Genomic DNA, 23105 nt, shown 5'->3' with positions numbered 1-23105 from the left:
GGATGGGTGAATGGTCACCGGGTCACGGCAACCGGTAGTTTCGTCGCGGCTCAGCCCCTGCGGATACCGCGAGCGACAGGATGATCATTGGCAAGACGATCGCCGTGGCCGAACATTTTCTGGCGCAGGGTGCCCGGGCGGTAGTGTTGCTTGAGCAACCCGCGTTTGCGCAGCTCGGGTGCCAGGCCGTCACTGAAGTCTTCGAAGCTGCTTGGGGAAATTACATAGGTGACGTTGATGCCATCGACACCGGCGTCTTTCCACTTTTGCAACTCGTCGGCCAAGCGTTCCGGGCAGCCGACTATCTGCCGATTGCGCCGCCACAGCAGGACTTCGCCCAAAGTCCAGGTCTGGTCCGGTGCGGATTGGCGCAGGCTATTGAGCCAGCCCTGCTGGGTGTTCGTGCGGATGTCTGCCAATGGGGTGTTGAGGTCGACGACCGAAATATCCTGACCGGCGGCGCTGCTCAGTTGTGCGGCGAAGGCTTCTTCGTGCAGGTACTCGCGGTAACTGGCGTCCTTGGCCCTGGCCTCTTCGTCACTGCCGCCGACTACGAAGGTCAGGCCCTGGAAGAACAGAATGCTGGAAGGGTCTCGCCCCGCCGCCAAGGCCCGGCGGCGTATATCGGCGATGATCTGCTGTGCCCCCAGGGGCGTCGTCGAATCCAGGAAGATCGCCTCTGCATTGCGTGCGGCAAAGGCGCGTCCGGCCTGCGAAGACCCAGCCTGAAACAACACCGGGGTACGCTGCGGCGACGGTTCGGACAGGTGCGGGCCTGGGACCTGGTAATACTCGCCGTGGTAGTCGATGCGATGCACTTTGCTGGGGTCGGCATAACGGCGCAGAGCCTTGTCGCGCAACACCGCACCTTCTTCCCAGCTGTGCTGCCACAACGCCCCGCAGACCTCCAGGTACTCGGCGGCCATCGCATACCGTGTGTCGTGCTCGGGCAGGTCGGGCCAGCCGAGGTTGCGCGCAGCACTGGCCAGATGCGAGGTGACGATGTTCCAGCCCACCCGGCCCTCGGTGATGTGGTCGAGGGTCGAGACCCTGCGCGCAAAGTTGAAGGGGGGTTCCTGCAGGATCGACTGGGTGAAGACGAACCCCAGGTGCTCGGTGACCGCGCTCATCAATGGGATCAGTACGCTGGGGTCGCCGCCTGGGGTCTGCATGGCCTGTGCGATTGAGGTCTGATACCCGCCTTTGTAAAGGTCGTGCACACCGACCACATCGGCCAGAAAGATCGCGTCGAAACCACCGCGCTCCAAGGTCTTGGCCAAGTCGGTCCAGAACCTCGGCCGGGTGTAATCGAAGCGTTGTGAGTCCGGGTGCGCCCACACCCCGTGATAGGCCAGGGACACGCAGTTCTGCTCGAATGCGTTGAATAGCAGTTCGTTGGTACTGCGGCCGGTAGCTGAGTGAGTCATTGAATAATTCCTTTGGCAGTGCCTTGAACGGGGGGCTGCCACTGCGGCAGCGGCAGGTCGAGATGTTCACGCAGGGTGGCGCCGCGATAGCTGCGACGCAGCACCCCGCGAGCTTGCAGACGGGGGATGACCTGATCGAACAGGCCATCCAGACTGGCGCCCAGTTCGGCGGGCAGCACCACATAACCGTCGGTCTGACGGGCGTCGAAACGCGCCTGCAGTTGCGTGGCGATATCTTCGAAACTGCCCACCGGGGTCCAGTGACCACGGGAGCTGAGCAAACGCTGCAGCACATCGCCCAATGGCATTTGCTGCTCGATCATGTGCAGCAACTGGGTCGCGGCGGTGCTGGGCGCGCTGTGGCGTGCCTGCTCGTGGAGCGATTCGGGCAGCGGCTGGTCGAGGGGCAGGGCGGTGCAGTCAATACCGTTGAGCAACGCGCCCAACCGCTTCAGGCCGACACTCTGGTCGGTCAAGCCAGCCAATGAGCGCTGCAGTTCACGCGCGGCCGTTAGGTCCGGAGCGCAGAAGGGAGTGACTCCCTGCAGCACTCGCAAGTCCTCGGCACGGCGGCCGTGGCGGACCGCGCGCGCTTTGAGGTCGCGGTAGAACGCTGCAGCATCTTCGGCATCGGCCTGCATGGTGAAGACGATATCGGCATAGCGCGCGGCAAGTTCTCGACCCTCCTCGGAGGCTCCGGCTTGCACGATCAGTGGCCGCCCTTGTGGCGAACGCGGGCTTGGAAGGGCTCCGGCGACGTTGACGTGCGCCCCGACGAATGCGCTGGCGTGAATTCTTTCGGGGCGGCCGTAAACGCCGCTGTGTCGATCGGCGACCACAGCATCCGGTGCCCAGCCATCCCATAGCGAACGGGCTGCCTGCAAGGTTTCAGCAGCGCGCTCGTAACGGCTGCGGTGGCTCGGCAAATCAGCCATGCCGTAATGCTGCTGACCGCCACGGGACACCACAACGTTCCAGCCGGCACGGCCGCCGCTCAAGTGATCCAGCGACAGCACTTGCCGCGCCAAGGTGTAGGGTGCGTTGTAGGTCGTCGATAACGTGCCGATCAGGCCGATCCGCTCGGTCACCCCAGCCAGTGCTGCCAGCAGGGTCAGGGGCTCCAGCTGATTGCTCGGCCAGGCACTGATCGATTGCGGATCGAAACCGGCGACGTCGGCAACGAACAGGCTATCGACCACTGCCCGTTCGGCGCGCTGAGCGATGCTTTGGAACAGCTTGAGCGACGTCAGTTGCTCTACGGCGCTGTCGGCCTGGCGCCAAGCCGCCTGGTGGAAGCCGGCATCACCGACTACCAAGGCCATGTGCATGTAGCGCTGCTCGCTCATCAGGCGCTCGCTACGGCTATATCGATGCTGCCCGCCTGGGGCGTAGTTGCCTCGATCTGACGGTTGAGCAGGGCCAGCTTGGCACCGATCACCCGGCCGGCGTCCGAGCCCAGGATCAAGCGTGACGCCAGGCCGTCGTCGGGCAGGCCGGTCGTGACCAGATCGATGATCCGCTGAGCCGCCCGCTGCGGATCACCGGGCTGTTGACCACGGTTATCGTTGACGCTTCGGCGAGCGGCACCGGATGATGCGTCGTAGTCATGGATCTGCACATCACTGACCAACAACGATTGATCCTCGAGGAAATCGGTACGCAGGATTCCCGGCTCGACAATCAGCACTTTGATGCCCAGCGCCGCAGTCTCCTTGGCCAAGGCTTCACTCAGCCCCTCGACCGCAAACTTGCTGGCCGAGTAGATTCCCCAGGACGCCGCACCGCTGATGCCAGCCAGCGAGCTGATGTTGACTACGTTCCCGGCCCGCTGGGCACGCAACACGGGCAAGGTAGCGCGCAGTACATTGAGTACGGCGTTGAAGTTGAGGTCGAATACCGCCTTGACTTCGGCATCACTGGCCTCCTCGATGGCGCCGAGCAAGCCGCGGCCGGCATTGTTGATGACCGTGTCGAGGCGGCCGAAACGCTGCAAAGCGGTACCGATAGCGGCCTTCGCCGCATCGACCTGAGCCAGGTCGACCTTGAGGTCGAGCAGGTCCGGGTGCTCGCCAATGTCGCTCAGGCCTTGGCGTGAAACTGCCACCACCTGATCGCCTTTGGCCAATGCTTCAAGTACCAGGTGCTTGCCCAGACCCCGGCTTGCGCCGGTGATAAGCCAAACTGCCATACGTAAATCCCCCAACCCCATTGAAGAGGCGTTATCGATCGGTAGTGGTTGCGTTAAAGGATGCCGGTGTTCGGCGGGGCGATGCCGTTGAGCAAGTGATTGCCCAGGTGATGAATCTTCCAGCGCGCCGGGTCGTGCAGCGAATGGGTGCGGGTGTTGCGCCAGTGCCGGTCCAGGCCCAGGTGGCGGGCAGTGCCGCTGGCGCCGAGGAACTCGAAGATGTCGCTGGTCAATTTCACCGATTGCTCAGCGGTAAAGGCTTTGGCGGCGGCCACTGCCATCGAAATCTCGGCGGCGGCTTCGCCAGCTACTTCGGCTGCGGTCTGCGGGTCGCGCACCAGCGGATCGAGTCGATCATAGGTACGGGCGGCGTGGTCCAGCAGCGCCGCTGCGGCGCGTTGCTGGATGGCGAAACGGCCAAACGCATGGATCACCACCGGATCCTCCGCGTTGCGCGCATAAGGCGAATCGCTGGAGGGCCGAGAGCGCTCGTTGACGAAACGCACGGCGTCCTTCAGTGCTGCATCGAGCACGCCGAGGTCCAGGCCGATATGGTGCAACTGGCCAAACGCGCCGTGGCTCTGGGGGCGTTGGAACAGCCGCCAGCGTTCGACAAAGCGCCAGCGCGGAACCCACACGTTGTCGAATACGCAGGTGCCGCTGCTGGTGCCGCGCTGGCCGAAGCTGTTCCAGTCCTGCTCGACGCTCAGGCCGGGCGCGTTGCGTTCGATATAGGCAACGCCGATGCGGTCTTCGGGATCCTTGGCCATGACGGCGATCCAGCGTGCATGGGTAGCGCCAGTGCTGTAGTACTTGCGCCCGTCGAGGCGGTAGTCCGGGCCATCCTGGGTGAGGCGCGTGACCATGTGTTCATGACCGCGTTTGCCGCCGGTTTCGGTGCTGGCATTGCCGATCCAGGCACCTTCGAGCACCTGGCCGAAGAAGAAGTCTTGCTGCTGCTCGCTGCCCACTCGGTCGAGCGCATCGAGGGCAGCAAAGTGCGGCTGAAAAATTTGCGCCACACTCGGGTCGGCTTCGGCGATGCGTCGATAGACCTGAGCGATGACCAGTGCCGAGGCCTGGATGCCGCCGTGGCGGCGCGGCACATTGAGTGCCAGCAGGCCACTGGCAGCGATCTCGGCGAGTGCTGCAGCGGGCAGCTCACCCGAGGCATCGCGGGCCTGGGCCTGTGCGTCGATCAGCGGTACCAGGCGGTCAAGGATCCCAGTTACCTCTGCTTCGTCGTGGATGATATGGACGTGGCTCATGCCGATTGTTCCTGGCTGTGCACCGGCTTGTCGCGCGGCTGGTCGGGTGAAGAATCTCGCGAAGGATCGCTTTCCAGGCCGCGTGCGGCGATGGCGTCGCCGATCGCTTCGCTGTCGCGGATCAAACGCACCAGCACCGGGGTGATGATGCGAAAGCTCGGCTTGCCAAGCCCACGGGCTTTCCAGGCGTCGCGGGAAATATTCACGGCGCGGGACACGCTCGGGATGCAGCGGATGGTCAAGGCCAGCACCAGGCTGACCTTCCAAGGGTTCACGCCCAGCCGATCCAGCGGCAGCAGTAGGCGCTCGAAGAGCGCCAGCATGGCCGAAACCTGGGTAGTGAACGTTAGCAGGCCGGCGAGCAGCACCGCGCTGTACATCAGACTGGCGATCCACAGCCCGGCCTGCCATGAGGAGGTGGCCCACTGCACCGCAATGATGACCACGAAGAAGGGCAGCAGGCTCAGCCAGGCGCGCCAGGCATGTTTGAGGCTCAGTCCTGCCAAGGGATAGAGCACCAAGGCGAATAGCATCCAGCCCGCCTGCCCGTAGAGCGAATGCGTCAAAGACAGTGCGCTGGTGATCAGCATCAGGGCAAGAAATTTCCAGCCGGCGCTCAGGCGGTGCAGCCAGGAGTTGCCAGCCTCGTACAGGCCGATCACAGCGCCACCTCTGGCTGTGTCGAACCTGTCTTGAGGCGGCGCTCGCGAATCAGCTGCTTGTAGCGCGCGACAGCCTCTTGCGGCTTCCCGTCGAACCATACTCGGCCTTGATCGATGACGATGGCGCGGTCGAAGTCCTCGATGATCTCCAACTGGTGGGTAAGCAGAATGACTTGCTGCTCAAGGTCGCGAAGGGTCTCCACGAACAGCTCGACGTTGTACAAGTCGAGCAGGGTGGTGGGTTCGTCACAGATCAGTATTTTCGGCTCTGTCACCAACACCGAAGCCAGCGCCAGCATCTGCTTCTGTCCACCGGACAGCAGGTGCGCGGAATGCTCGGCATGGCGCTCCAGGCCATATCGTTGCAGCACCCGACTGATTTCCCGGTGCTGGCGCTGCGGGTCGTGCTTGAAGCGCCGCAGCCCTAGCCCGACGTCCTCGGCCACCGTCGGCATGATGATCTGACTGTCGGCGTCAGAGAACATGAAGCCCACGCGCCGCCGCGCTTCGACCGGGTGGCGGCGAACATCCACGCCGTCGACCAGCACCTCGCCTTGAATAGGAATCAGCAGGCCGTTGAGGGTACGGGCAAGGGTGGATTTGCCGCTGCCGTTGGTGCCGATCAGCGCGATGCGTTGCTCGCCGAGCTGCAGATTGATGTCGTGCAGCACCGGCCAGTCGCCAAAGCTGTGGTTGAGATTGCGGATAGAAATCAACGGTATGACCTCGGTGTCAGTGATGGGGCCGCGGGCCGATGTTCGCAAGCGACTCGCCACGGCGCATTCCCGCAGGCGGAATGGGAAACGCCCGGAAGATAGAGCGTCCGATCAGGGCCGCGATCACCGCCTTGATCAAGTCGCCAGGCAAGAACTGCACGGCTGCCAGGATGACCGCGCTGAGCCCATTGCCCAGGCGCCAGGCCGCCAGCGGCAGGCCGAGCGCGTAGATCACCACAATGCCGCCGGCGATATTGGCCAGCAGGGCATGGAGGAAGGAGTAGTTGCGCCCCGTCCGCGGTGCCAGCCAGGCGATCACAGCGACCCCTGGCAGCCAGCCCACCAGGTAGCCAGCGCTGGGCCCGAACAAGGGTGCCAAGCCGCCACGTCCGCCGGCCAGCAGCGGCAGCCCGGCGAGAGTCAGCACCAGAAACGCCAGGATCGCCAGCACCGCGCGGCGCGGGCCCAGCAGCGTGCCGGCGATCATCACGCCAAGCGTCTGCGCGGTGATTGCCACTGGGCCCAAGGGCAGCGTACCGAACAGGCCCAGTACGGCGATCAGCGCTGCGAACAACGCGATCAGCGCCAGGTCGCGCGGCAGGAGTGGGCGACGTCGGCCGGTAGAGGTGTCACCGCTGGGCAAGGCTGATTCGCTCATGGGGATATCCTTTGCAAAATTAGGTTATTGGTTAATCCTCTAACCTAAATAATCTTACGTAATAGCAATTCGCTGTGAAGTAATAAATTGATCTATGTATATGTCGATCTTGCCACCGATGAAGTTATGCCGGGAAAAGCTTGAGGCGATTATAAAGATGAGATAATCCTATGTTTTTCAAGGGCGTTTGGAGTATTTTCGTTTCTCTTGATGGCACGTACCAGCTGAGCTGGGCTATTTTAGAAAAGATGCAGATCTCGTGGTGTGATGGGATAAATGCATAACGTGTCAGGTTTTTTTATCGGTATTAGTTATTGGTTAAACTACTAACATTTTTGCGAAACATGCGCTCTGTGGGTGCCGCAGATCGCAACGCCAGGTCTTCGCGCCTGGCGCTGCCCATGACACCAAGCTGGCTGTAAAGGAGAAGGATTTGGCCAATATCGATAACCACGACACGTTGAGCGAGCGCGATCTCAAGTTCAATTTCCGCAGCGGTACGCCGGCGTTGTTTTTGGTGGAAACCTTCGGCGAGTGGACTCGCCGGCGCTACGACCGGATTCAGGATGGCGGTGTCTGGAATGGCTGGCTGGCGCTAATAGGCTTGCCGCCAGTGGGGGTGGTGGGCCCTCAGGATCTGGAGCGCATGCGCGATTTGCGCAGGGCGATCTATGGTGTTGCTCAGGCAAGGGTAAAGGGCCTGCCAGCGTTGTCGACCGACGTGCGGGCGATCAACCAGTATGCAGCCCACCCGGTGCCCGCCGTGCAATTGCAACTCGATGGCAAAGCCAGGCAGCAGCCCGTGGGGGTCACCCAGGATGAAGTGCTGGCACTCTTGGCCCGCGATGCTGTCGAGCTGTTCAGCGGGCCCTATGCCGAGCGGATCAGAGAGTGTGAAAGCCACATCTGCCCGGTGATCTTCGTCGATCGCTCGCGGCGCGGCGACCGCCACTGGTGCTCTACCAACTGCGGCGCGCGGCATGCGACGGAGCGTTATCGACAGCGCTTGAGCGAGGAGCACGCAGCCGACAGCGAGGGTGGCGGTTGAGCAGCAATACAAGGCTGAACCAGGACGCCGCCCGGGCTCAGCACCCTCGGGTTTCATGGCCCATCTTCAGCAGGACTTTTTCACTGGCCGTCTCCCAGATTGCCTTTGATCCACTCATGGAGATTCATCCCCTCGGGCGACAACGCGCCTGTCCGCTATTTCCCTTGGTTAAAAGCTGACGCCAGCGTTGGCGCACGCCACTGTCACGCCCCTTGACATGCCTTTCCCTGCAGGGCGCGGTTCGGGCGGCTTGGCGTGCGACACTGCAGGGTGATCTGCTCGGCTAAGTCGCCATCGGTGATACGGAAAAATGGAAGGGAATCTCATGAATGATGCGCCGGCGATGCCCGTTGGAGGATGGACGATTACCCTTCAGTTCGATGGATCGTGATGAGCTGCGAGCGCAACTGGTGGCGAACAGGCTCGAGAGCCAACGGCAATAGCCTGTACTGTACAGTGACAATTGTGCGTTAGTGCAGCGCGGCTATCCCCCGCACCTGCTGGCGGTCCTCCCCATTGCGGGCTGCGGTCACGTCTCGGCAGGTACCTCCGGGAATCACGCTATCGGTGCACCAATGCCACCACTCGGCGGTTGGTGAGCGGACAGGAGCGCGAAGTCATCAAACTGATGGATGCTCCTCTCGAAGCCGCTGGAGGCGCTGGTCGCCTGCAGATTGGTTTCGCCGAGCTGTTTCAGCAAGTGAAATCGATACAGCCGAGGAAACTGGCGATGGCCACGCCGATGAGCGCGAGCCAGGGATTGCGGCAGGGATTGGCAGCAGACATGAATAGCGTTCCTTGTTCTGGGGGAGGCATTCCGCGCGGGGGGGATAGTAATAGGCGCCGGGTGGCGGATTCTAATAAGCCTTTGATCCATGGTTATAACGGTGGTCAGTGTGGGGCAGAGTTCGGCCGGGGCGCCTCACACCGCCCAGCCATTGCAGTGGACGATCCGAGCGGTGCCACACCGTACAACGCAATTGCGGCTCTAACCATAGCGCCGCAAAGACTAAGGCTACCGCCGACAGTTCGCTACAGTAGTGAGCAGACTTGGTGCCCTTGCAGGCGCCGCCGTGGCTTCGCGACTGATACCAACGACGGGAGGTTTACCCATGGGTACTCATCAGCACACGCTGACCGACGCATCGCGCGCCGACACATCGGTGATAGGCGAGCTCAACTATGTGCTGGACGACGGCGTGCGCCCCGTCAACTACGCGTACGCACAGCCGCAGGGCAAGCCACAGCGCACCGGGGTGCTGCAGCCGACCCAAGTGCAGATCAGCGATGCCAGGCGCCTGCATCCGAGCGCCAGCCTCGATGTGCAAGGCTTCGCCAAGGTCGAGCAGGCCAGTGCAGTGACCAATCTTGAAGATGAACAACAGGTGCGCGGGCTCTATTACGCAGAGGTCGATGCGCTGCTGCGCTTGCACACAGGCGCAGTGAAGACGGTGATCTTCGATCACACCATTCGCATCGACGAACCCGGCCGCGAAGCCAATGGCCTGCGCGAGCCGGTGCGCTACGTGCACAACGACCAGACCGAGGGTTCGGCGATCCGCCGTGTGCGCGATCACTTGCCGGCGCAGGAGGCCGAGCAGCGTTTGCTCAAGCGTTTTGCGATCATCAATGTCTGGCGGCCGATCGGTGGGCCGGTATGGACCACGCCTTTGGCGCTGTGTGATGCCCGCAGCATCGAAGCAGCGGACTTTCTGCCCAGCGATCTGGTGTACCGGGACAAGATCGGCGAAACCTTTTCGGTGCGCGCCAACCCGCAGCACCGCTGGTATTACTACCCGCAACTACGCCCTGAAGAGGCCTTGTTGTTGAAGATCTACGATTCGCGCACTGACGTCTCCAGAGCTGGCGCGCATACCGCCTTCGATGACCCGACCACGCCAGCGGATGCGCCGCCAAGGCGCAGCATCGAGTTGCGGGCCTTGGTGTTTTTCGCTGACTAGGGGGGTAATGCGTGAGCGGCCCTGTAGGTACCCCGGCGCTGCAGTTCGGCGATCAAGGGGCTGATTCGGGGCGCCGCCCGCAGTACCTTCGGTTTTAGTAGCCCATCATTCGCACAACATTTTCACTGGCCGTCTCCCAGATTGCCTTTGATCCACTCATAAAGCTTCATCCCCTCGGGCGACAACTCGCCGCCTGCACGCCGGCACAGGTAATAAGCGCGGCCATCGTCGATGGCCAGCGCTGACAACCGCACCAGTTCGCCGCTGTCTTCCAGCAGTGTCACTAGTGGCGGTCGCAGCAGCGCGCAGCCCAGTCCCGTGAGCGCGGCGGTCAGCGCCAGTTGCCCGTCTTCGAAGAGCATGCCGTTCAAGGCCGCCGGATGCCTCGCGCCCGCTGCGGTGAACCATTGCGCCCAGGTACCGCGCTCTTCGTCGTGCAGCAGCGCAATATCCGTCAGTGCTTCGGGCTCGTCGAACGGCCCGCGCGCAGCCAGAAACGCGCGACTGCAATAAGGGCTCACCGCTCCGCTGAGCAGCAATTCGCTGTGATAGCCCGGCCAGTGCCCGGTACCGAAACGAATCGAGAGATCAGCGGCATCGCTGGGGTAGCTGCGGTGGTTGGCATAGATGACGTTGATGTCCAGGCCGGGATGTTGCTGCAGAAACGCGGGTAGCTTGGGGATGAACAGATTGAAGCCGACCATCGGGATCAGGCTGATGGTGATCTGCCGCAGGATGGATTTTTCCCGAACGTGTTCCGTGGCGCTGCGCAGCACGGCAAAGGCTGAGCGGATGGCGCGGTAATACTCGCGACCTTCTTCGGTGAGCGCCAGGTTACGGCCCTGACGCAGGGTCAGAGGCTGTTTGAGGAAGGTCTCGAGCAGGCGCAGTTGATGGCTGACCGCCGAGGGCGAGATGTCCAGCTCGCGGGCAGCGGCATTGACGCCGCCGTGACGTGCGAAGGCTTCGAAGGTGCGCACGGCACGTAAGGGAGGATCATTGGGCAACTGTTCTAAAATATTCATGTATTGAATTTAGCATGCCTTTCAAATCGGCGGAAACCCCTGTTTTTATTCATGTGATGAAGCAGCTGATCAGGTTTTTAACTTGGAATAAGCATAGTAGATTCTAATAGTTGATAAAAACAGAATAGATTATTACTGTGCCGCCCTCGTGATCTCTGGAATATTCAATCGCTATGGATACTTTTATCCAGCAGGTGCTCAACGGCCTGCTGAGCGGCAGTCTGTATGCCCTGATTGCTCTGGGCTACACCATGGTCTACGGCATCCTGCGCATCATCAACTTTGCCCATGGCGACGTCCTGATGGTCGGTGCGCTGGTGGGTCTGTCGGCGATTCGTGGTCTGCAGGCGGCGTTCCCGCATCTGCCAGGGGTGTGCGTGCTGTTGCTGGCCGCGCTGGTTGCCATGCTCGTGTGTGCCTTGCTGGCCACTCTTATCGAACGCGTGGCCTATCGCCGTTTGCGCAATGCGCCGCGCCTGGCGCCACTGATCAGCGGCATCGGCGTGTCGTTGTTGCTGCAAACCCTGGCGATGCTGGTGTGGTCGCGCAATCCGCTGATGTTCCCGCAACTGTTGCCGATGGATCCGATCCAGGTGACGCCTGGCCCGACCGGTGCGATCACCAACGTGACGGCGCTGGTGACCATCGGCGTTGCGCTAGGGGTGATGGCCGGGCTGTGGCTGTTGGTCGAGCGTACCCGCCTGGGCCGAGCCATGCGCGCGGTGGCGGAGAATCCACAGGTGGCCAGCCTGATGGGCATCAACCCTGACCGCATCATCGTCCTCACCTTCGCCCTTGGTGGGGCGCTGGCGGCACTGGCAGGGATCATGATGGCCAGCAACTATGGCAGCGCCAATTTCTACATGGGCTTCTTGCCCGGCATCAAGGCCTTTACTGCCGCCGTGCTGGGCGGCATTGGCAACCTCAAGGGCGCGATGCTCGGCGGCATCCTGCTGGGCCTGATCGAAGCGCTGGGCACCGGTTACCTGGGGCAAGCCACAGGGGGCGTGTTGGGCAGCAACTATCAAGACGTGTTCGCCTTCGTGGTGCTGATCGGCGTGTTGGTGCTGCGGCCTTCCGGGATTCTGGGTGAACGTCTGGCGAGTCGCGCATGAATATTTTCGTACTCGCTAATCATGCCAAGGCGCGCACCGGGTTGCTCTTGCTGACGCTGGCCATCGTGCTCGCCCCCTGGGTGCTGGGCCAGGCTGGCGGCAATGCCTGGGTGCGAACCCTGGATTTCGCTTTGTTGTATCTGATGTTGGCGCTTGGGCTGAACATCGTCGTCGGCTATGCCGGTTTGCTCGATATGGGCTTTATCGCTTTCTATGCGGTCGGTGCCTATTTGATGGCCCTGTTGGCGTCGCCCCATCTGACCAGTCAGTTCGCGCTGCTGGCCGCCTGGTTTCCCCAGGGGCTGCATGTGAGCGTGTGGCTCGTGGTGCCTCTGGCGGCGCTATTGGCCGCTGGGGTTGGCGTGTTGCTCGGGGCGCCGACGCTGCGGCTGCGCGGTGACTATCTGGCGATCGTGACCCTGGGTTTCGGCGAAATCATCCGCATCCTCATGCGTAACCTTGACCGCCCGTTGAACATCACCAACGGCCCCAAGGGCATCTCATCGGTGGACCCGGTCAGCCTGTTCGGCATCAACCTGGCGCGCACCCAGGCACTGTTCGGCCTGCGCATACCCTCGGTGTACCTTTATTACTACTTGTTCGCGGCATTGGCGCTGGCGATTGTGTTCGTGTGTGTACGCCTCGAGGATTCGCGAATCGGCCGCGCCTGGGTGGCCATCCGCGAGGACGAAGACGCCGCCAAGGCCATGGGTATCAATACCTTGCGCCTCAAATTGCTGGCCTTTGCCATGGGCGCCGCCTTTGGTGGCGTGAGCGGGGCGATGTTCGCCTCGTTCCAGGGCTTCGTCTCGCCCGAGTCCTTCAGCCTCAACGAGTCGATCGTGGTATTGGCCATGGTGGTGCTCGGCGGCATGGGGCACATCCCTGGGGTGATCCTCGGCTGCCTGCTGCTGGCGGCGCTGCCGGAGCTGTTGCGCGCCAGCCTGGGGCCGGTGCAGCAGGCGTTGTTCGGTCAGGTGCTGATCGATCCGGAAATCATCCGGCAGCTGATTTATGGCCTGGCGCTGATTCTGGCGATGCTCTATCGCCCGGCGGGACTGTGGCCGGTGTCGCGAGGTGGACAATGAACTCGCCCTTGTTACAGATCGAACAGGTGCGCAAGCACTTCGGTGGCGTGCTGGCGCTCAACGATGTCAGCCTGAGCATCGCCCCTGGTCATGTCCATGGGTTGATCGGCCCCAACGGTGCTGGCAAGACTACCTTCTTCAACGTGATGACCGGACTGTACCGCGCCGATGGCGGGCGTTTTCTGCTTGATGGGCAGCGCTACCAGCCCACGGCAGTCCACAAGGTCGCTGAGGCCGGGATTGCCCGCACGTTTCAGAACATCCGCCTGTTCAACGCCATGACGGTGCTGGAAAACGTCATGGTCGGGCGCCATGTGCGCACCCGCAACGGCCTTTGGGCTGCGTTGGTACGCCATCGTCGTGCGCGTGCCGAAGAACGTGAAACCGAAGCCAGGGCGCGGCACCTGCTCGATTACGTGGGCATTGGCCAATGGGCGGACAGCCGCGCCGACGCATTGTCGTACGGTCATCAGCGCCGTCTGGAAATCGCCCGGGCACTGGCCACCGAGCCGAAGCTGCTGGCGCTGGACGAGCCGGCGGCTGGTATGAATGCCACGGAAAAACTGCAGCTGCGCGGCTTGCTGGAAAAGATCCGCGACGACGGCCACACCGTGTTGCTGATCGAGCATGACGTCAAGCTGGTGATGGGCATATGCGACCGCATCAGCGTGCTGGACTACGGCAGCGTGATCGCCGAAGGCCTGCCTGAAGAGGTTCGCCGCCATCCGGCGGTCATCCGGGCCTATCTGGGTGGAGGTGCCCATGTCTGAACCGTTGCTGGATATCCAAGGCCTGCAGGTGCGCTACGGCGCGATCGAAGCCGTCAAGGGGATCGACCTGCAGGTACACGCCGGCGAGCGCGTGACCTTGATCGGCGCCAATGGCGCGGGCAAGACCTCCACGCTCAAGGCCCTGGCCGGGCTGCTGCCGACTGCGGCGGGGCAGATCCACTTTGCCGGGCGGCCGATCACCGGCCAGGCCGCGCACTTGCTGCCAGGCCAGGGGATGGCGTTGGTGCCGGAGGGACGGGGAATTTTTGCGCGCATGAGCGTGCTCGAGAATCTCCAGGCTGGCGCCTATTTGCGAGCCGATCAACAACAGGTAGCCGAGGAGATGCAGGGGTTGTTCGTGCACTTTCCACGGCTGCGCGACCGATTGGGGCAATCGGCCGGCCTGCTGTCCGGTGGCGAGCAGCAGATGCTCGCCCTGGCCCGCGCGCTGCTGTCACGCCCCCGGTTGCTGATTCTTGACGAACCGTCCATGGGCCTGGCGCCGATCATGGTCGAGAAGATTTTCGAGGTGATCGATGACGTCTGCCAGGCCGGGATGACCTTGTTGCTGGTCGAACAGAACGCGCGCCTGGCGCTGCAGGTCACCGATCGCGCCTACGTCATGGACAGCGGCCGCATCACCTTGAGCGGCCCCTCGGCGGCCTTGCTGGACGAACCGCAGATTCGTGCGGCCTACCTGGGCGAATGAACCGAATCAACCATTACTCCCGACGCCACCGGACCGCCGGCGTGTTCCGACAAGCGACGTGGCTGGCGACAGCCCTGATACCCCCAAGGAAAACGTTATGAGCAGCACTACCTTCTTCAAACGCGCCGCCATGCTCGGCCTGGCACTCAGCGGCCTGGCCTGCGCCATCGCCCAGGCCGACCAGCCAGTGCTGATCGGTCTGGCGGGCCCCCTGACCGGGCCTTCGGCGCGGATCGGCAAGGATCTGGAAAACGGCGCGCAACTGGCGATCAGCGCTGCCAACGCCAAACACCCGACCATTGGCGGCAAGCCAGTAACGTTCAAGTTGGTGAGCGAGGACGATCAATCCGACCCACGCACCGCGGTGACTGTCGCTCAGCGGCTGGTCGATGCCGGTGTGGTCGGCGTGGTCGGCCATTGGAACACCGGCACCAGCATCCCGGCGGCGCGCGTTTACCATGACGCCGGTATCGCCCAGGTCGCACCAGTGGCCACCGGGCACGCCTATACGCAGCAAGGGTTCGACACCAGCTTCCGGATCATGGGCCATGACGATGATGGCGGTCAGGTCGCCGGCAGATATGCGCTTCAAGATCTGAAGGCGCAGCGGATTGCCGTGATCGACGACCGCACCGCGTTCGGTCAGGGCCTGGCCGATCAATTCGTCAAGTCCATCGAAGGGCAGGGCGGCAAGATCGTCGCCCGTGAATACGTCGACGACAAGACGGTCGATTTCAGCGCCGTGCTGACCAATATCCGCGCGCAGAACCCGGACCTGATCTTCTTCGGCGGCGTCGACTCCCAGGCGGCACCGCTGGCCCGGCGCATCAAGCAGCTGGGCATCAAAGCGACGCTGATGGGGGCGGGCGGCTTTGTCAGTCAAACGTTCCTGCAATTGGCGCAAAACGATGGCGAAGGGGTCACGGCCCTGGAGCCGGGCCTGGCCATCGCCCAGATGCCCGGCGGCAAGGCCTTCGAACAGGCTTACCGCGAGCGCTTCAAGGCACCGATCGAATTGCACGCGCCCTTTGCCTATGACGGTGTCGGCGTGTTGATCGCGGCCATCGAAAAGGCCGACTCCGTGGATCCGCAAAAGTACCTCCCGGTACTGCGTGCCAGCAGCTATTCGGGCGTGACCGGCACCATTGCCTTCGACGCCCAGGGCAACCTCAAGAACCCCTCGTTCACCGTGTATCAGGTCAAGGCCAATCAGTGGCAGCCGGTCAGCGTCGCGCACGGCGGACAACAGTAACCAGGACGGCGCCGGCAACCCGGCCCGCGCCTTTGCAGGAGACACAGCATGAGCAGTCATGACGGTGAACTGGGCATCCTCGCCCGGCGGCGCATCGAAGCCGAAATCATCAAGCCGATCTACCAGATTCTCGTCCGCGAGCACGGTCAGGCGCACGCGGCCGCAGTGATCGGCGAAGCGGTCGGCAATGCCGCCATCGAGGCCGGGCGGCAATTCGCCGCGCGGGAAACCAATGACGCCGACCTGGAGAGCTTCGTGGCCTTGCAGGTGTTATGGGAGAAGGATGACGCGCTCAAGGTCGAGGTGATCGCCAGTGACCGCCAGCACTATGACTACGACGTCAAGCGCTGCCGCTACGCCGAGATGTATCACGACATGGGCCTGGGCGAGATCGGCCACTTGCTGTCGTGCAACCGCGATGAGCTGTTCATCGTCGGCTACAACCCGGACATCGAGCTGACCCGCACGCAGACCATCATGGGCGGCGCCTCGCACTGCGACTTCCGCTATCGCGCCAAGCCGCAGGAGGCGTCCAAGTGAGTCTTGACGCACGCATCGACGGCCAGCGCCTGTGGGCATCGCTGATGACCATGGCCGAATACGGTGCGACGGCCAACGGTGGCGTGTCGCGCCTGGCGCTCAGCGAGGAAGATCGCCTGGGCCGCGACCTGTTCGTGCGCTGGGCGACTGCAGCCGGGTGTAGCATTCGCGTCGACACCATGGGCAATATCTTCGCTCGTCGCGAGGGCCGCGATCCTGATCTGGCACCGGTGCTCACTGGCTCTCACGGTGATTCGCAGCCGGCCGGCGGCAAGTTTGACGGTATCTACGGCGTGCTGGCGGGCCTTGAAGTGCTGCGTACTCTCAACGATTTGCAGATCGTGACCGAGCGTGCCATTGAGGTGGTCAACTGGACCAACGAAGAGGGCTCGCGTTTTGCGCCGGCGATGATCGCCTCGGGCGTGTATGCCGGGGTCTTCGATCTGGCCTATGGCTTGTCCCGTACCGATGCCAAAGGCGTCACGCTCGGCCAGGCGCTGGAACAGATCGGCTATGCGGGCGAGTCTCCTTGCCAGGTCGGCCCTGTGTATGCCGCCTTTGAGCTGCACATCGAGCAGGGGCCGATTCTCGAAGCTCAGGGCATCACCATCGGCGTGGTCACCGGCGCCCAGGGCCAGCGCTGGTACGAGGTGGATCTGACCGGGCGCAGCGCCCACGCCGGGACCACGCCCATGGACCATCGCCTGGATGCATTGCTGGGCTTTGCTCGTGTGGTTGAGGCCGTTAATGGTCTGGGGCTCGCCCAAGGCGCCGAAGGGCGTGCCACGGTGGGGATGGCGCAGATTCATCCCAACTCACGCAATGTGGTGCCAGGGCGCGTGCATTTCAGCGTCGAGTTTCGACACCCCGACGAAGCCGTGCTCACCGTGCTCGATCAGCAGCTACGAGATGCCGTTGCCGCCATCGCTCAAAGCATCGGGCTGCAGTGGCAGGTGCAGCAGATCTTCCAGTACGCGCCTATTGAATTCGACGCCGATTGCGTCGCCACGGTGCGCGACGCGTCTGAACGCCTGGGTTACAGCTATCGTCCGATCATCTCCGGTGCCGGGCACGACGCCTGCTATCTCAACCGCGTGGTACCGACGGCGATGATCTTCGTGCCCTGTGTCGACGGCCTGAGCCACAACGAAGCCGAGCACATTCACCCTCACTGGGCTGAGGCCGGCGCCAATGTGCTGTTGCAGGCAATTGTGTCGAAGGCGCTGTCAGCTTGAGGCCCGGACCTCGTGCAGCTTGCGATAGGCCCCCGGCTGCACTCCGGTGGTCTTGGCGAAACTGCGGGTGAAGGCAGCGACGGATTGGTAACCCACCGCACTGGCGCTTTGCTCGACGGTCTGGCCACTTTTGAGCAAGGCGCAGGCCTGGTGCATGCGCAGGGCCAGCAGCACTTGGCCAGGGGATTGCCCGGCCAGTTCGTTGAAACGCTTGAAAAACGCTGAACGTGATAGCCCGACTCGAGCGGCCATTTCTTCCAGCGACCATGCCTCTTGCGGACGGGCGATAAGTTTTTCGAGCAGGTTGGCAAACGCCGGCTGGCGCGTCAGGTTGATCAGGCCACCCAGATCACCGTTGTCGCTGACCTGCTGGCGCAGTACGTAGATGAACAGCAAGTGGCTCAGGCGTTCGAGCAGCGCCGCCGAAGGCTCAGGTGCACGCTTGCACTCTTCCAGGATCAGCTCGAACAAGCGATGCGCCGCCGTGGACGCCGGGTCGCCCGCGCGCAGAATGATCCAGCGCGGTAGCGCTTCGACGATCAGCCCCGAAAGCCCGGAGTGAAAATGGAAGAAGCCACAGACCAGGCCTGTGTCCTCTACTGCCTGCTCGTTCATGGGCTGCATGACTTGCCGGGGCAGGGCTCGTGCCTGCTCTGCGGTGGCGGCGCTGGACAGCCGATAGTCGAGGTCGCGCAGGATGAACGCGGCATCGCCGCGCTCGAGACGCGCTGGCTCGGCTTCGCCTTCTATGTGCAGCCAGCAACCGCCGTGCATGACCAGGTGAAAGCTGGCGCGGGCCAGGCCTTGGGTGGTCGCATGCCAGCCGCCGCAATAACGGCCGACATGGAACAAGCTGGCGTCGAACGTCAGACGCTCTAATAACCATTCGATCAGCGGCAGTGAGGAATTCATCTAAGTAAAAGACTCTGGAACAAGTGGAAGCGACTCTAGTATATGGATTGAAATTCTTATAACTAACAGACTGTGGCTTTATTGATCACAGGAGCTTACCCCATGTCTCGCGTCGAGTTGCATACCCTCAGCACCGCGCCGGAAGCGGCCCGACCGTTCCTGCAAACCGCACTGAACAATTCCGGGTTCATCCCTAATCTGCTCGCGGTCCTGGCTCAAGCACCCGCAGCATTGGAAACCTATGTGACCGTATCGGGCCTGAATGCCAAGACGTCGCTCTCCCTGGCCGAGCGCGAGGTGGTGCAGTTGGTGGCAGCCACCGAGCATGGCTGCGATTTCTGCGTGGCCGGGCACACCGCCGTGGCCTTGAACAAGGCCAAGCTGTCGGCTGACACGGTCAGTGCGTTGCGTGAGCGCAGTACCTTGCCCGAACAAAAACTTCAGGCGCTGGCAGCCTTTGCCAAGGCGGTGATCGCGACCCGTGGCAATGTCAGCGATCAACAGCTGGGCGCCTTTGAAGCGGCGGGATATGGGCAGCAGCAGGCGTTGGAAGTCATTCTGGGGATAAGCCTGGCAACCCTGTGCAACTTCACCAATGTGTTTGCCCGCACGCCGCTCAATCCAGAATTGACCAAATACCGTTGGGGGCACGCGGAGCAATGAATATGGCGCACTTGCACAAAGGACTGGGCATGCTGGACCCGGCCTTCCAGGCTTGGCTCGACAGCCAGGCACAGGGGCTGGATGAAGGTACGTGCGACCCGGAGTCGGTGGTTCGCCACTTGGCCAAGGCAAGTCTGTTGCGCGCGGGCACCGGGCTTGACCACGGAGATATCACCGATGCGGTCGAAGCCATCGCCAGCGTTGCCGAGTACTCACTGGCGGTAGCGTTCGTGTTCTGGGGCCAGCGCGCCTTTATCGAATACCTGCTGCAGAGCCCGAATGTGGCGTTGCGTGAACGGCTGCTGGAACACCTGCTGAGCGGCAAGCTGGCGGGCGCGACCGGGTTGTCCAATGCGATGAAGTTTCTGTCCGGCATTGAGCCGCTGCAGATCCAGGCCCGCGAGACCGTTCACGGCTGGCACCTCGACGGCTGCATGCACTGGGTGACCAATCTTCGCAAAAGCGGTTACGTGGTGGCCGCGGCCATCGACAGTGCGGCGGGTGGCGCGCCGTTCGTGGCGGCGTTGCCCGGCGATCTGGCTGGCCTGCAACGTTCTGATGATTTGCAGTTGATGGGTTTGCAATCGAGCAACACCGCCGCGATTCAGATGACAGCTGTGCAACTGGGCCGCGACTGGTTGCTGCACGATGATGCGCGGGTATTCTTGCCGGCCGTGCGCCCGGCATTTCTGGGACTGCAATGTGGCATGTCGATCGGCCTGGCACGTCGCGCACTGACCGAGGCTGGCCAGCATCTGCCCGGCCCCCATTCGACCCTCGAAGCGCTGCGCCTGGAGCAGATCGGGCTGCTCGACGAGTTGGTACGGCGGCTCAAGGCCGGGCTGTTGGCCGGGCAATTCGTGAAGCAGCCTGCCGAGTTGTTTCGTCTGCGTATTGCTCTGGCCGAAGCCGTGGCGGCAGCCGTGCAGCTTGAGCTGCAGGCTGGCGGTGGCAAGGCCTACTTGAGCGCCCACGGCCAGGCGTTCGCGCGGCGCTGGCGCGAGTCGGCGTTTATCCCGATCGTGACGCCAAGCCTGGTGCAGTTGCGTGCCGAACTGGCGCGCCAGCAATGACAACGTCGGTATTGCATGCTTCAGGCATCCGCTTGGGCTATGCCGGTCCGCAGGGCTGGCGGACCGTGCTTGACGGCTTCGACCTGGTTTTGGCGGCTGGTGAAGTGGTGACCATTCTGGGCCCCAGTGGCGTTGGCAAATCCAGCCTGTTGCGGGTGCTGGCCGGCTTGCAGGCGCCCCAGGCAGGCACCGTCAGTCTGCTGGGTTCGCCGTTGCGGGGCGCGCACCCGCGGGTCGCCGTGGCCTTTCAAGACCCCAGCCTGCTGCCATGGTTGAACCTGGCCCGCAACGTCGCCTTCGGCCTCGATTTTCGCCATCAGCCGCTTCTTGAAGCCGCTGCACTCAAGATCCGTGTCGATCAGGCGATCGCCGCCGTGGGCCTTGCCCATGCGCGGGATCAATACCCGGCGCAACTGTCCGGAGGTATGGCCCAGCGCGTGGCGTTGGCGCGCTGCCTGGCACGCCAGCCGCAAGTGCTGCTGCTCGATGAGCCGTTCGGCGCCCTGGATGAAGTGACCCGCGCCGATATGCAGGCGCTGCTGCGCGAAGTGATCGCCCAGCAGGGCGCTGCTGCGGTGCTGATCACCCATGACATCGACGAAGCGTTGCTGCTCTCCGACCGTATTCTGCTACTGGGCGACCACCCAGCGCGCACCCTGGGGCAATGGCGCATCGAGCTGCCGGCGCCGCGCAGTGACCAGATCGAGGCCTTGGGCGCACTGCGCATTGATATCCTCAAAACCCTACGGCAGGCGAGCCGCCCTCACTCAACCTCTTTGCCGGAAGCTGAACATGTGCCTGGATGACTTTACCCACTCGCGCCGCGATTTTCTGAGACTCACCGCGCTGTTGACTGCCGCCGGGGCGATGCCGTTGCTGACCAGCCTGAAGGCCCGCGCGGCCAGCGAACCGGACGCGCCCGTGCGCATCGGCTACCTGCCCATCACCGACGCTACACCCTTGCTGGTTGCCCACAACAACGGGCTGTTCGAGGCCGAGGGTATCCAATCCGAACGGCCGGTATTATTGCGTAGCTGGGCGCAGGTGATCGAGGCGTTCCTTTCGGGGCAGGTCAACGTCATCCACCTCCTGTCGCCCATGACCGTATGGGCGCGATATGGCAGCCAGGTGCCCGCCAAAGTCGTGGCCTGGAACCATGTCGGTGGCTCGGGACTGACAGTGGCGCCGGACATCACCGATGTGAAAGCGCTAGGCGGCAAATCCATCGCGGTGCCGTTCTGGTACTCGATCCATAACGTGGTGGTGCAGCAGTTGTTGCGCGACAACGGCCTGAACCCGGTCACTCGTCCGGCATCAAGCACCATCGCTGCCAACGAGGTCAATCTGCTGGTCATGGCGCCGGCAGACATGCCTCCAGCGTTGGCCAGCCAGCGAATAGCCGGGTATATCGTTGCCGAACCGTTCAATGCGCTGGCCGAAGATCTCAAGGTCGGGCGGGTGCAGCGTTTTACCGGTGATATCTGGCGCAACCATGCGTGCTGTGTGGTGTTCATGCACGAACATGATCTGAACAACCGCCCCGAGTGGTCGCAAAAGGTCGTCAATGCCATCGTCAAGGCGCAGGTCTGGACCCGCGATCACCGCCAGGAGGCCGCGCAGTTGCTGTCCAAGGACGGTACCAACCGCTACACCCCGCACTCGGCGCAGGTGTTGTCACGGGTACTCGCGCCGGTCGCCAGCGAACGCGCCGGTTACCTGGCTTCGGGGGCGATCCAGCACAGCCACTGGGACGAGCATCGCATTGATTTTCAGCCTTATCCGTTCCCCAGCTACACCGAGGAACTGGTCCGGCGCCTGAAAGATACAGCTATCGAAGGCGACAAACGCTTCCTCGCCGACCTCGACCCGCGTCAGGTCGCCACTGATTTGGTGGATGACCGCTTTGTGCGCAAGGCCATTGCCCAGGTGGGCGGTATGCAGACATTCGCCCTGGCGGACAGCTTCCAGCGTCAAGAGGAGTTCGCGGTTTGAGGGCACAGCAAAGCCTGTTGGGCGTTGGCGGCCTGGTGCTGTTGTTGGTGCTGTGGTGGGCCGCGATTCACTTCAGCGCTGCGCCCGGTTCGTTGGCTAGCCGTTTTGCGCCGCAGGCCGCGTTGGTGAGTCTGGCGGAGCTGCTGGGGCGTGCCGAGCTTTACCAGAATGTGCTGGTCAGCCTGCGGCGTATTCTGGTGGGGCTGACGCTGGCGTTATTGATCGGCGTGCCCCTGGGGTTGCTGGTGGGCAGCTGGCGCCGAGTCGAACAGGCCACCACGCCAGCCTTCCAGTTGCTGCGCATGATCTCGCCGCTTTCATGGATGCCCATCGCGGTCATGTTGATGGGCGTGGGCGATCAACCGATCTATTTTTTGCTGGCGTTCGCGGCCGTGTGGCCGATCATGCTCAACACCGCTGCGGGGGTGAAGCAGCTGGATCCGCGCTGGCTGCAACTGGGGCGCAGCCTCAGCGCAACACGCTGGGAGATGCTCACGCGCATCGTGCTGCCGGGCATCGCCGGGCATATCCTGACCGGGGTGCGCCTGGCGATCGGGATCCTCTGGGTGGTGCTGGTGCCGTGCGAGATGCTCGGGGTCAGCGCAGGCCTAGGCTACTACATTCTGGACACCCGTGATCGCCTTGCGTACTCGGAGCTGATGGCGATGGTGGTACTGATCGGTGTATTGGGCTATGGGCTGGATGCGGCGGCGCGCTGGGCCTCGCGGCGATGGAGTCACTCATGAAATGTGTCAGAGGGTCAGGCACTTGAGGTCTGGAAAAGCATAAGCATAGGGATTAGA

General features: G+C 62.9%; 23 protein-coding genes. 14 read left to right on the top strand and 9 right to left on the bottom strand.

The annotated features are described in order from the left end of the window. Positions 1-50: 50 nt before the first annotated feature. Genes AC3WJP_RS02680 through AC3WJP_RS02650 form a run of 7 tightly spaced genes read right to left on the bottom strand, consistent with a single transcriptional unit; the run spans position 51 to position 6919 of the window. Positions 51-1427 (bottom strand): LLM class flavin-dependent oxidoreductase, encoded by a 1377-nt coding sequence (locus AC3WJP_RS02680; RefSeq protein ID WP_493719686.1) that lies wholly within the window; start codon positions 1425-1427, stop codon positions 51-53. Then, positions 1424-2773, bottom strand: a complete 1350-nt coding sequence (locus AC3WJP_RS02675) for an NtaA/DmoA family FMN-dependent monooxygenase (RefSeq protein ID WP_493719685.1) — start codon at positions 2771-2773, stop codon at positions 1424-1426. Before AC3WJP_RS02675 ends, AC3WJP_RS02680 begins: the two co-directional genes overlap by 4 nt. Next, the gene (locus AC3WJP_RS02670) at positions 2773-3615 is read right to left on the bottom strand and encodes an SDR family NAD(P)-dependent oxidoreductase (RefSeq protein WP_493719684.1); all 843 of its coding nucleotides are present in this window, start codon (positions 3613-3615) and stop codon (positions 2773-2775) included. The genes AC3WJP_RS02675 and AC3WJP_RS02670 overlap by 1 nt, the downstream gene beginning before the upstream one ends. Before the next feature lie 53 nt (positions 3616-3668). Further along, on the bottom strand, positions 3669-4883 hold the full coding sequence (locus AC3WJP_RS02665; RefSeq protein ID WP_493719683.1) for an acyl-CoA dehydrogenase family protein: 1215 nt from the start codon (positions 4881-4883) through the stop codon (positions 3669-3671). Further along, positions 4880-5545, bottom strand: a complete 666-nt coding sequence (locus AC3WJP_RS02660) for an energy-coupling factor transporter transmembrane component T family protein (protein ID WP_493719682.1) — start codon at positions 5543-5545, stop codon at positions 4880-4882. The genes AC3WJP_RS02665 and AC3WJP_RS02660 overlap by 4 nt, the downstream gene beginning before the upstream one ends. Continuing rightward, complete coding sequence (locus AC3WJP_RS02655; RefSeq protein ID WP_493719681.1) at positions 5542-6261, bottom strand: energy-coupling factor ABC transporter ATP-binding protein; 720 nt, start codon at positions 6259-6261, stop codon at positions 5542-5544. The genes AC3WJP_RS02660 and AC3WJP_RS02655 overlap by 4 nt, the downstream gene beginning before the upstream one ends. Before the next feature lie 16 nt (positions 6262-6277). Beyond that, entirely contained in the window at positions 6278-6919 is a 642-nt protein-coding gene (locus AC3WJP_RS02650; protein WP_493719680.1) for a biotin transporter BioY, read from the bottom strand. Between the two features lie 433 nt (positions 6920-7352). Here AC3WJP_RS02650 and AC3WJP_RS02645 point away from each other — a divergent pair, with 433 nt between their 5' ends. Together AC3WJP_RS02645 and AC3WJP_RS02640 are read left to right on the top strand one after the other, a co-directional pair. After that, positions 7353-7967, top strand: coding sequence for a CGNR zinc finger domain-containing protein (locus AC3WJP_RS02645; protein WP_493719679.1), 615 nt, complete (start codon positions 7353-7355; stop codon positions 7965-7967). A 1112-nt stretch (positions 7968-9079) separates the two neighbouring features. Next, complete coding sequence (locus tag AC3WJP_RS02640) at positions 9080-9928, top strand: CmcJ/NvfI family oxidoreductase (protein ID WP_493719678.1); 849 nt, start codon at positions 9080-9082, stop codon at positions 9926-9928. Between the two features lie 122 nt (positions 9929-10050). On the opposite strand, the gene AC3WJP_RS02635 is transcribed toward AC3WJP_RS02640, so the two are convergent. Beyond that, complete coding sequence (locus AC3WJP_RS02635; protein ID WP_493719677.1) at positions 10051-10953, bottom strand: LysR substrate-binding domain-containing protein; 903 nt, start codon at positions 10951-10953, stop codon at positions 10051-10053. A 173-nt stretch (positions 10954-11126) separates the two neighbouring features. Here AC3WJP_RS02635 and AC3WJP_RS02630 point away from each other — a divergent pair, with 173 nt between their 5' ends. From AC3WJP_RS02630 to AC3WJP_RS02600, 7 genes are all read left to right on the top strand, one after another. Beyond that, complete coding sequence (locus AC3WJP_RS02630; RefSeq protein ID WP_493719676.1) at positions 11127-12068, top strand: branched-chain amino acid ABC transporter permease; 942 nt, start codon at positions 11127-11129, stop codon at positions 12066-12068. Beyond that, a complete protein-coding gene (locus AC3WJP_RS02625; RefSeq protein ID WP_493719675.1) occupies positions 12065-13156 on the top strand; it encodes an ABC transporter permease subunit in 1092 nt (363 codons plus the stop codon). Before AC3WJP_RS02630 ends, AC3WJP_RS02625 begins: the two co-directional genes overlap by 4 nt. Beyond that, positions 13153-13926 carry an ABC transporter ATP-binding protein gene (locus tag AC3WJP_RS02620; RefSeq protein ID WP_493719674.1) on the top strand — a complete coding sequence of 258 codons (774 nt, stop codon included), beginning with the start codon at positions 13153-13155 and terminating at the stop codon, positions 13924-13926. Before AC3WJP_RS02625 ends, AC3WJP_RS02620 begins: the two co-directional genes overlap by 4 nt. Next, the gene (locus AC3WJP_RS02615) at positions 13919-14635 is read left to right on the top strand and encodes an ABC transporter ATP-binding protein (RefSeq protein ID WP_493719673.1); all 717 of its coding nucleotides are present in this window, start codon (positions 13919-13921) and stop codon (positions 14633-14635) included. The genes AC3WJP_RS02620 and AC3WJP_RS02615 overlap by 8 nt, the downstream gene beginning before the upstream one ends. A 97-nt stretch (positions 14636-14732) precedes the next feature. After that, positions 14733-15887 (top strand): branched-chain amino acid ABC transporter substrate-binding protein, encoded by a 1155-nt coding sequence (locus tag AC3WJP_RS02610; RefSeq protein ID WP_493719672.1) that lies wholly within the window; start codon positions 14733-14735, stop codon positions 15885-15887. A gap of 48 nt (positions 15888-15935) precedes the next feature. Next, the gene (locus AC3WJP_RS02605) at positions 15936-16427 is read left to right on the top strand and encodes an L-2-amino-thiazoline-4-carboxylic acid hydrolase (RefSeq protein WP_493719671.1); all 492 of its coding nucleotides are present in this window, start codon (positions 15936-15938) and stop codon (positions 16425-16427) included. After that, positions 16424-17662 (top strand): Zn-dependent hydrolase, encoded by a 1239-nt coding sequence (locus AC3WJP_RS02600; RefSeq protein ID WP_493719670.1) that lies wholly within the window; start codon positions 16424-16426, stop codon positions 17660-17662. Before AC3WJP_RS02605 ends, AC3WJP_RS02600 begins: the two co-directional genes overlap by 4 nt. Here AC3WJP_RS02600 and AC3WJP_RS02595 read toward each other — a convergent pair. Then, a complete protein-coding gene (locus AC3WJP_RS02595) occupies positions 17654-18574 on the bottom strand; it encodes a cupin domain-containing protein (RefSeq protein WP_493719669.1) in 921 nt (306 codons plus the stop codon). The two genes, AC3WJP_RS02600 and AC3WJP_RS02595, sit on opposite strands and share 9 nt — an antisense overlap. A gap of 102 nt (positions 18575-18676) precedes the next feature. Between AC3WJP_RS02595 and AC3WJP_RS02590 the strand changes: the two genes are divergently transcribed. Genes AC3WJP_RS02590 through AC3WJP_RS02570 form a run of 5 tightly spaced genes read left to right on the top strand, consistent with a single transcriptional unit; the run spans position 18677 to position 23048 of the window. After that, a complete protein-coding gene (locus AC3WJP_RS02590; protein WP_493719668.1) occupies positions 18677-19237 on the top strand; it encodes a carboxymuconolactone decarboxylase family protein in 561 nt (186 codons plus the stop codon). A 29-nt stretch (positions 19238-19266) separates the two neighbouring features. Beyond that, the gene (locus AC3WJP_RS02585; protein WP_493719995.1) at positions 19267-20310 is read left to right on the top strand and encodes an acyl-CoA dehydrogenase family protein; all 1044 of its coding nucleotides are present in this window, start codon (positions 19267-19269) and stop codon (positions 20308-20310) included. Continuing rightward, complete coding sequence (locus AC3WJP_RS02580; protein ID WP_493719667.1) at positions 20307-21116, top strand: ABC transporter ATP-binding protein; 810 nt, start codon at positions 20307-20309, stop codon at positions 21114-21116. The genes AC3WJP_RS02585 and AC3WJP_RS02580 overlap by 4 nt, the downstream gene beginning before the upstream one ends. Beyond that, a complete protein-coding gene (locus tag AC3WJP_RS02575) occupies positions 21103-22302 on the top strand; it encodes an ABC transporter substrate-binding protein (RefSeq protein ID WP_493719666.1) in 1200 nt (399 codons plus the stop codon). The genes AC3WJP_RS02580 and AC3WJP_RS02575 overlap by 14 nt, the downstream gene beginning before the upstream one ends. Then, positions 22299-23048: an ABC transporter permease gene (locus AC3WJP_RS02570; RefSeq protein WP_493719665.1), complete on the top strand. Its 750-nt coding sequence runs from the start codon at positions 22299-22301 to the stop codon at positions 23046-23048. The genes AC3WJP_RS02575 and AC3WJP_RS02570 overlap by 4 nt, the downstream gene beginning before the upstream one ends. Positions 23049-23105 lie beyond the last annotated feature (57 nt).

The sequence above is a fragment of the Pseudomonas sp. GW821-FHT01A09 genome (assembly GCF_058986725.1).
Note: the sequence above shows the minus strand (reverse complement) of the source record. Positions and strands in the feature narration are given on the sequence as shown.